Genomic DNA, 8,418 nt, shown 5'->3' with positions numbered 1-8,418 from the left:
AAGTGACCGGACTTGCAGCAGAAGACGGATCTTCTGGCGAGTTCGGGGCCAACGAATGGCTCGTAGACGAAATGTACGAACGGTATCTGGTTGACCGCAATTCGGTCGATCAGTCCTGGTGGCCGATCTTGGAGAGCTACCGGCCGACAGACACGCACACCGATCCCACGCCGACCACCGCGATTCCGGTGGTGTCGGGGCAGCCCGCGGCCGAGTCGCAGCCCGCCGCCGAGTCACAGACCGGCGGCGAAGCGCAGATTCCCGACGAGATCGCCAGCGCCTCCCCCGACGTCCCTTCGGAGCCCGAAGCTGCGGTGCCCGAAGCTGCGGTGCCCGACGCCGCGGTGGCTCCCCCGGCCGCGCCTGCGTCGAACCAGCCCGTCGCCCGCACGACCTCGATCGAAGCGAAGCCCCAGCCGATCCCGGCCCAGGCTCCTGCCACGGGCGCCAACCCGGTCGCGAGAACCGAAGACGCCGATGCCAACGTCACCGCCGTTCTCAAGGGCGCATCCAAGGCTCTCGCCACCAACATGGACGCGAGCCTCACGGTTCCCACCGCCACGAGCGTGCGTACGATTCCCGCCAAGCTCATGATCGACAACCGCATCGTGATCAACAACCATCTGAAGCGGGCGCGCGGCGGCAAGGTCTCGTTCACACACCTCATCGCGTGGGCGATCGTCGAGACCCTCAAAGAGTTCCCCAGCCAGAACGTCTTCTACGACGAGGTCGACGGCAAGCCCGCCGTCGTCACCCCGGCGCACATCAACCTCGGTATCGCGATCGACATCCCGAAGCCCGACGGCACGCGCTCGCTCGTGGTGCCCGGCATCAAGCGCGCCGACACCATGGAATTCGGCGAGTTCCTCGCCGCCTACGAAGACGTCGTGTTCCGCGGCCGTAACAACAAGCTCACCGCGGGCGACTACGCGGGCAACACCATCTCGCTCACGAACCCGGGCGGCATCGGCACCGAGCACTCCGTGCCGCGCCTCATGCGCGGTGCCGGCACCATCGTCGGCGCGGGAGCGCTCGAGTACCCCGCCCAGTTCCAGGGCGCCTCGACGCAGGTGCTGTCCAACCTCGGCATCGGCAAGACGATCACCCTCACGAGCACCTACGACCACCGTGTCATCCAGGGTGCCGGCTCCGGCGAGTTCCTCAAGAAGGTCCACGAGCGCCTCATCGGCGAGCACGACTTCTACCAGAAGATCTTCGCCGCCCTGCGCATCCCGTACTCGCCGATCCACTGGGCGACAGACATCAGCGTCGACCTGGCGTCGATGGTCGACAAGACGGCCCGCGTGCAGGAACTGATCAACTCCTACCGCGTGCGCGGCCACCTGATGGCAGACGTCGACCCTCTCGAATACGTGCAGCGTTCGCACCCCGACCTCGAGATCGAGAGCCACGGCCTCACCTTCTGGGACCTCGACCGTGAGTTCGTCACCGGCGGCTTCGGGGGCAAGCGCTCGGCGCTGCTGCGCGACATCCTCGGGCTGCTGCGCGACTCCTACTGCCGCACCGTCGGCATCGAGTACATGCACATCCAGGATCCGGTGCAGCGCAAGTGGATGCAGGACCACGTCGAGACCCCGTACACCAAGCCGGGTCACGACGAGCAGATGCGCATCCTCGGCAAGCTCAACGAGGCCGAGGCCTTCGAGACGTTCCTGCAGACGAAGTACGTCGGCCAGAAGCGCTTCAGCCTCGAGGGCAGCGAGTCGACCATCGCCGTGCTCGACGCCATCCTGCAGGGTTCCGCCGAAGACGGCCTCGAAGAGGTCGCCATCGGTATGGCCCACCGCGGACGCCTCAACGTGCTCACGAACATCGCCGGCAAGACCTACGGCCAGATCTTCCGCGAGTTCGAGGGAACACAAGACCCCCGCACGGTTCACGGCTCGGGCGACGTGAAGTACCACCTCGGCACCGAGGGAAGCTTCACCGCGGCCGACGGCACCACCATCCCCGTCTACCTCGCCGCCAACCCCTCGCACCTCGAGGCCGTCGACGGCGTGCTCGAGGGCATCGTGCGCGCCAAGCAAGACCGGCGCCCGATCGGCACGTACTCCGTGCTGCCGGTCATGGTGCACGGCGACGCCGCGATGGCAGGCCAGGGCATCGTGGTCGAGATCCTTCAGATGTCACAGCTGCGCGGGTACCGCACCGGCGGCACCATCCACATCGTGGTCAACAACCAGGTGGGCTTCACCACCCCTCCCGGCGAGGGCCGCACGTCGATCTACTCGACGGACGTCGCCAAGACCATCCAAGCGCCGATCTTCCACGTGAACGGCGACGACCCCGAGGCCGTCGTGCGCATGGCCCAGCTCGCGCTGGCCTACCGCCAGCGGTTCCACCGCGACGTCGTGATCGACCTGGTCTCCTACCGACGACGCGGGCACAACGAGGGCGACGACCCCTCGATGACCCAACCGCTGATGTACAACCTGATCGAGGCGAAGCGCAGCGTGCGCACCCTCTATGTCGAGGGTCTCGTCGGTCGCGGCGACATCACGGCCGAAGAGTACGAGGCGAGCCACCAGGACTTCCAAGACCGCCTCGAGCGCGCGTTCGCCGAGACCCACGCGGCGCAGACCGGCTCGATCCCCGTCATCACGGACGACACGAACGCCGTCGCCGACCTGGAACGCCCCGAATCACAGCAGGACGACCTCGTCGGCGAGCCGGAATCGACCGGCGTGCGCGAAGAAGTCATCCAGCTGATCGGCGACGCCCACAACAACCCGCCCGCCGGGTTCAGCGTGCACCCGAAGCTGCAGGCGATGCTGAAGAAGCGCGTCGACATGAGCCGTTCCGGCTCGGTCGACTGGGGCTTCGGCGAACTGCTCGCTCTCGGATCGCTGCTGGTCGAGGGCACTCCCGTGCGCATGGCCGGCCAGGACACGCGCCGCGGTACTTTCGTGCAGCGTCACGCCATCCTGCACGACCGCCTCAACGGCCAGGAGTGGCTGCCGCTCGGCAACCTCAAAGACGGTCAGGGCCGATTCTGGATCTACGACTCGCTGCTGAGCGAGTACGCCGCCCTCGGATTCGAGTACGGCTACTCGGTCGAACGCGCTGACGCTCTCGTTCTCTGGGAGGCCCAGTTCGGCGACTTCGCCAACGGCGCCCAGACCGTGATCGACGAGTTCGTCTCCTCCGCCGAGCAGAAGTGGGGCCAGCGCTCGAGCGTCGTTATGCTGCTTCCTCACGGCTACGAGGGGCAGGGGCCCGACCACTCCTCGGCGCGCATGGAGCGTTTCCTGCAGATGTGCGCGGAGAACAACATGACGATCGCCCGACCGTCGACGCCCGCGTCGTATTTCCACCTGCTGCGTCGTCAGGCCTACGCCCGACCACGCCGGCCGCTCATCGTCTTCACCCCGAAGGCCATGCTGCGACTGCGGGGGGCGACGAGCGAGATCTCCGACTTCACGAGCGGCAAGTTCCTGCCCGTGATCGACGACGCCCGCGTGGCAGACAAGGCGAGCGTGAAGCGTGTCGTGTTGACCTCGGGCAAGATCTACTACGACATCATCGCCGAGCTTGACAAGCGCGAAGAGAAGTCGATCGCCGTCGTGCGCATGGAGCAGTTCTATCCGCTGCCGATCTCCGACATCAACGGAATCCTCGCCCAGTACCCGAACGCCGACCTGGTCTGGACTCAGGACGAGCCCGAGAACCAGGGCGCCTGGCCGTTCATCTCGCTCGAACTGGCGAAGCACCTCGAGGGACGCACGATCAAGGTCTCGTCTCGGGCGGCTTCCGCGTCGCCGGCGACGGGATCGAACAAGCGTTCCGGCCAGGAGCAGGTCGACCTGATCAGCAGGGCGCTGACGCTGTAGCCGGTCCGCTGGTTGAGTAGGCCGCCCGCGGCCGTATCGAAACCCTGGTCTCGATACGGCCGCTGAGCGACCTAATCGACCGCCAACGGCGTCTAAGCTGTCGGCTGGATCTCGCGCAGCTTCGCCAGCACCTCGGCGCGCAGGTCGACGGGCGCCTTCTCGTTGCACGCGCTCTTCACCTTGTTAGTGAGGGTGAGACCAACGAGGTGTTCGCCCGTGCAGGCCTCGCAGTTCGCCATGTGCTCGGCGATGTCTTCCGCTTCGCCGCGGGTGAGCTCGTTGTGGATGTACTCCTCGAGCTCGGCTTTGGCTTTATCGCAACCGCAATCGGTCATTTCTTACTCCCAGTGGCAGGCGCGGCGGCGATTCCTCGGTCGCTCGCGTATTCAGCAAGTAGGCCCCGCAGAAGGCGTCGGCCGCGGTGGAGGCGGCTCATGACGGTTCCGACGGGGGTTTTCATGATGTCGGCGATCTCCTGGTAGGAGAAGCCTTCGACGTCTGCGAAGTAGACCGCGAGGCGGAAGTCTTCGGGGATCGACTGGAGCGCGTCCTTGACGGCGCTGTCGGGCAGGTGGTCGATCGCCTCGGCCTCGGCCGAACGCGTCGTCGAGTGCTGGGTGACAGACTCGGCGCCGCCGAGCTTCCAGTCTTCGAGGTCGTCGATCGTTCCCTGGTACGGGTTGCGCTGGTTCTTGCGGTAGTTGTTGATGAACGTGTTGGTCTGGATGCGGTACAACCAAGCCTTCAGGTTCGTGCCCTGCTGGAACTGGCCAAACGCCGTGTAGGCCTTCACGAAGGTCTCCTGCACGAGGTCGGCCGCGTCGGAGGGGTTCTTGGTCATCCGCATGGCCGCGGCGTAGAGCTGGTCCATGTACTGCAACGCCTGCTCTTCGAACAGGGCACGCACGTCGTCAGTCTGGGCCGGCTTGACGGCCGGCTCGCGCTCCGCGGCTGGCGCAGGCTCGACCGGGGTCGGCTCTTCAGGGGTCTCGATAGTCATCAGGGACAATTCTAGATCGCCGATGGCGGTTGCCTCTGGGTTCTCTAACAGCACTGTCATACCAGTGACTCCAATCGCTCGGCCTCAACAGCCGATACTGTGGTAACCGATGTTGGTATCCAAGTATTCCGAGCCAGAGTTCAGCCCCTACGACGACGGGACGCTCGTCACCGGCGGTGACCCCGGCCCGTGGCAGGCCCCCGTCGCCGAGCGTGAGCTCGCGGCATCCGTTCGTCTGCCCGGATCGAAGAGCCTCACCAATCGCGAGCTCGTTCTCTCGGCCCTCGCGAGCGGCCCTTCCCTGCTGCGCGCACCCCTGCACTCGCGCGACACCGCGCTGATGATCGAGGCGCTGCGTTCGCTCGGCACCGAGATCGACGACGTTCCGGGCGAGGGCGGCTACGGCTCCGACCTGCGCATCACGCCCGCCGACGAACTGATGGGCGGCACCTCGATCGAGTGCGGTCTCGCCGGCACCGTCATGCGGTTCCTGCCGCCGCTCGCCGCCCTGGCCCTCGGCCCGGTGGCGTTCGACGGCGACGAGAGCGCCCGCCGACGCCCGATGCGCACCACGATCGAGGCCCTGCGCGACCTCGGCGTCGACGTGAACGACGACGGTCGAGGCGCCCTGCCGTTCAGTCTCTACGGCACGGGAACGGTCGAGGGAGGAGAGCTCTCCATCGACGCCTCCGCCTCGAGCCAGTTCGTGTCGGGACTGCTGCTCGCCGCGCCGCGCTTCACCCGCGGCCTCACGCTGCGCCACACGGGCGAGACGCTGCCGAGCATGCCGCACATGGAGATGACGATCGCCACGCTCGCCGCCCGCGGCGTGGTCGTCGAGAGCCCCGAACCCGGCGTCTGGGTCGTGCCGGCCGCAGAGATCCGCGGAATCGAGGTCGACATCGAGCCCGACCTCTCGAACGCCGCCCCCTTCCTCGTCGCCGCCCTCGTGGCCGGCGGCACCGTCTCGGTCGGCGGCTGGCCGTGGCAGACGACGCAGGTTGGCGCGCACCTCGAGACGCTGCTGCCGCTGATCGGGGCGACGGCGACCCGAAACGGCGACGCCCTCGTGATCGACGGCGGCGCCGGCGTCCGCGGCGGCGCGCAGCTGCCCGGCGCCGACATCGACCTCTCGATCGGCGGCGAGCTCGCCCCCGCGATCGTCGCACTCGCGGCCCTCGCGTCGACACCCAGCCGCATCACCGGCATCGGCCACCTGCGCGGGCACGAGACCGACCGTCTCGCGGCCCTCGCCGCCGAGATCAACGGGCTGGGCGGCGATGTCACCGAGCTCGACGACGGTCTCGCAATCACCCCGCGCCCCCTGCACGGCGGCGAATGGAAGAGCTACGAAGACCACCGCATGGCGACCGCCGGCGCGATCGTCGGCCTCGCCGTCGAGGGGGTCGTCGTCGACGACATCGCCACGACGGCGAAGACACTCCCCCAGTTCCCGCAGCTCTGGGCCGACCTCGTGCGCGACCCCGACGAGGTCATCATGACCATCACCACCGACACCATCGTGCTGTGACCGCATGAGCTGGATGTCCGACCCCGACGAAGACGACGGCGCCTACTCGGAGTACGACGAGTCGTCGATCCGCGTGCGCCCGAACCCGAAGGCGAACAAGCCGCGTAGCAAGATCCGCCCCGAGCACAAGGACTCGGTGAGCGGGCGCGTGTTCAGCGTCGACCGCGGACGCTACGGCGTCTGGGTCGCCGAGAACACGCCGGAGGAGCGCCAGCTGGTCGCCACGCGCGCCCGCGAGCTCGGCAAGAAGTCGGTCGTCACGGGCGACTGGGTCGACATCGTCGGCGACACGACGGGCGACGAGGGCAGCCTGTCGCGCATCGTGCGCATCCAGGAACGGTCGACTCTGCTTCGCAGGAGCGCGGATGACACGGACGCCGTCGAGCGCATCATCGTGGCCAATGCCGACCAGATGCTCATCGTCGTGGCCGCGGCCAACCCCGAGCCGCGCACCCGTCTGGTGGACAGGTACCTCGTGGCCGCGTTCGACGCCGGCATCACCCCCATCCTCTGCATCACCAAGACCGACCTGGCCGACCCGGCGGAGTTCCTCGCGAACTTCGCCGGTCTCGAGTTCCGCGTTTTCGAGAGCCGCGACGACGCCTTCCCGATCGAGGAGATCACCGAGGCTCTGCAGGGCCACACCACCGTCGCCGTCGGCCACTCGGGTGTCGGCAAGTCGACGCTGGTCAACGCGCTGGTTCCCGACGCGAACCGGGCGATCGGCCGCGTCAACGACGTCACCGGGCGCGGCAGGCACACCTCCTCGTCGACGGTCTCACTGCGCATCGGCAGCGGATGGATCGTGGACACCCCGGGCGTCAGGTCGTTCGGTCTGGGTCACGTCGACCCCGCCAACATCCTCAAATCGTTCACCGACCTCGCCGAGATCTCGCTGCAGTGCCCGCGCGGCTGCACCCATCTTCCCGATTCGCCCGACTGTGCCATCATCGAGCGCGTCGAGGCCGGCGACCTCGGCGAGATCGGCAAGCTCCGACTCGACAGCCTGCAGAGACTGCTCACCACCCTCGCCGCCTAGGAGGCACCGCATGACGACCTACACGCCCGCCGACGACCTCAATCTCGCGCTCGCCTTGGCCGGCGAGGCCGACCTCATCTCGCTCGACCGCTTCACGGCGCTCGACCTCGTCGTCACCACGAAGCCCGACCGCACGCCGGTCACCGACGCCGACCAGGCGGTCGAGCGGGTCATCCGCAACGGTATCCTGGCCGCGCGCCCGAACGACTCGATCCTCGGCGAGGAGTTCGGCACCGAGGGCACCGGCTCGCGGCAGTGGATCATCGACCCGATCGACGGCACCACCAACTTCATGCGCGGCGTTCCCATCTGGGGCACGCTCATCGCGCTCGCGATCGACGGCGTGCCGGTGGTCGGCGTCGTCAGCTCGCCGGCCCTCGGCAAGCGCTGGTGGGCGGCGACCGGCCACGGCGCATTCGCCCAGGCGCACGGCGGAGAAGCGACGCAGATCCACGTCAGCGGCATCGACGCGCTCGAGAACGCCGCGCTCAGCTACAACTCGATCACCGGCTGGGACGACGCGGGCCGCCTCGACTCGGTGCTCGCCCTCTCGCGCAGTGTCTGGCGGGCACGCGCTATCGGCGACATGTGGCCGTACATGCTGCTCGCCGAGGGCGCGATCGACATCGTCGGCGAATTCGACCTGAAGCCCTACGACATGGCGGCGCTCATCCCGATCGTGCAGGAGGCGGGCGGCACGTTCACCTCCGTCGACGGCGAACCCGGCCCCTGGCACGGCAGCGCACTCGCGACGAACGGTGTGCTGCACGAGGCAGTTCTGGCGAAGCTCGCGGAGCAATAATGCCGGTCAACAGGATGCACCGCTGCCGTGAGGCCCGATCGTCCTGTTTAGCGGGTACGAGAGCAATAGCAACCTGTCGAACGACAAAAGCGCGGTGCCGACTGGTCGGCACCGCGCTTCTCTGTTTCGACTAGACCCTGACCGGCACCTGCGCCGCGTCCACATAGGCTGCCACCGGCGCCATGCGCACCCCCC

At 67.6% G+C, this 8,418-nt stretch carries 6 protein-coding genes; 4 read left to right on the top strand and 2 right to left on the bottom strand.

All coding sequences use genetic code 11. The features are described from left to right. Window positions 1–2: 2 nt before the first annotated feature. Window positions 3–3,851, top strand: a complete 3,849-nt coding sequence (locus tag ACLQ6X_RS03920) for a multifunctional oxoglutarate decarboxylase/oxoglutarate dehydrogenase thiamine pyrophosphate-binding subunit/dihydrolipoyllysine-residue succinyltransferase subunit (RefSeq protein ID WP_411698866.1) — start codon at window positions 3–5, stop codon at window positions 3,849–3,851. 92 nt (window positions 3,852–3,943) lie between these two features. On the opposite strand, the gene ACLQ6X_RS03915 is transcribed toward ACLQ6X_RS03920, so the two are convergent. Next, window positions 3,944–4,186, bottom strand: coding sequence for a zf-HC2 domain-containing protein (locus ACLQ6X_RS03915; RefSeq protein WP_411698865.1), 243 nt, complete (start codon window positions 4,184–4,186; stop codon window positions 3,944–3,946). Next, the gene (locus ACLQ6X_RS03910; RefSeq protein WP_411698864.1) at window positions 4,183–4,911 is read right to left on the bottom strand and encodes a sigma-70 family RNA polymerase sigma factor; all 729 of its coding nucleotides are present in this window, start codon (window positions 4,909–4,911) and stop codon (window positions 4,183–4,185) included. Before ACLQ6X_RS03910 ends, ACLQ6X_RS03915 begins: the two co-directional genes overlap by 4 nt. A 49-nt stretch (window positions 4,912–4,960) precedes the next feature. Here ACLQ6X_RS03910 and aroA point away from each other — a divergent pair, with 49 nt between their 5' ends. Genes aroA through ACLQ6X_RS03895 form a run of 3 tightly spaced genes read left to right on the top strand, consistent with a single transcriptional unit; the run spans window position 4,961 to window position 8,223 of the window. Further along, window positions 4,961–6,382, top strand: coding sequence for a 3-phosphoshikimate 1-carboxyvinyltransferase (gene aroA, locus ACLQ6X_RS03905; RefSeq protein WP_411698863.1), 1,422 nt, complete (start codon window positions 4,961–4,963; stop codon window positions 6,380–6,382). 4 nt (window positions 6,383–6,386) lie between these two features. Further along, window positions 6,387–7,421 (top strand): ribosome small subunit-dependent GTPase A, encoded by a 1,035-nt coding sequence (gene rsgA, locus ACLQ6X_RS03900; RefSeq protein WP_411698862.1) that lies wholly within the window; start codon window positions 6,387–6,389, stop codon window positions 7,419–7,421. A 10-nt stretch (window positions 7,422–7,431) separates the two neighbouring features. Beyond that, entirely contained in the window at window positions 7,432–8,223 is a 792-nt protein-coding gene (locus ACLQ6X_RS03895; protein WP_411698860.1) for an inositol monophosphatase family protein, read from the top strand. Window positions 8,224–8,418 lie beyond the last annotated feature (195 nt).

Source organism: Conyzicola sp. (assembly GCF_046714715.1).
Lineage (GTDB): Bacteria > Actinomycetota > Actinomycetes > Actinomycetales > Microbacteriaceae > Conyzicola.
Note: the sequence above shows the minus strand (reverse complement) of the source record. Positions and strands in the feature narration are given on the sequence as shown.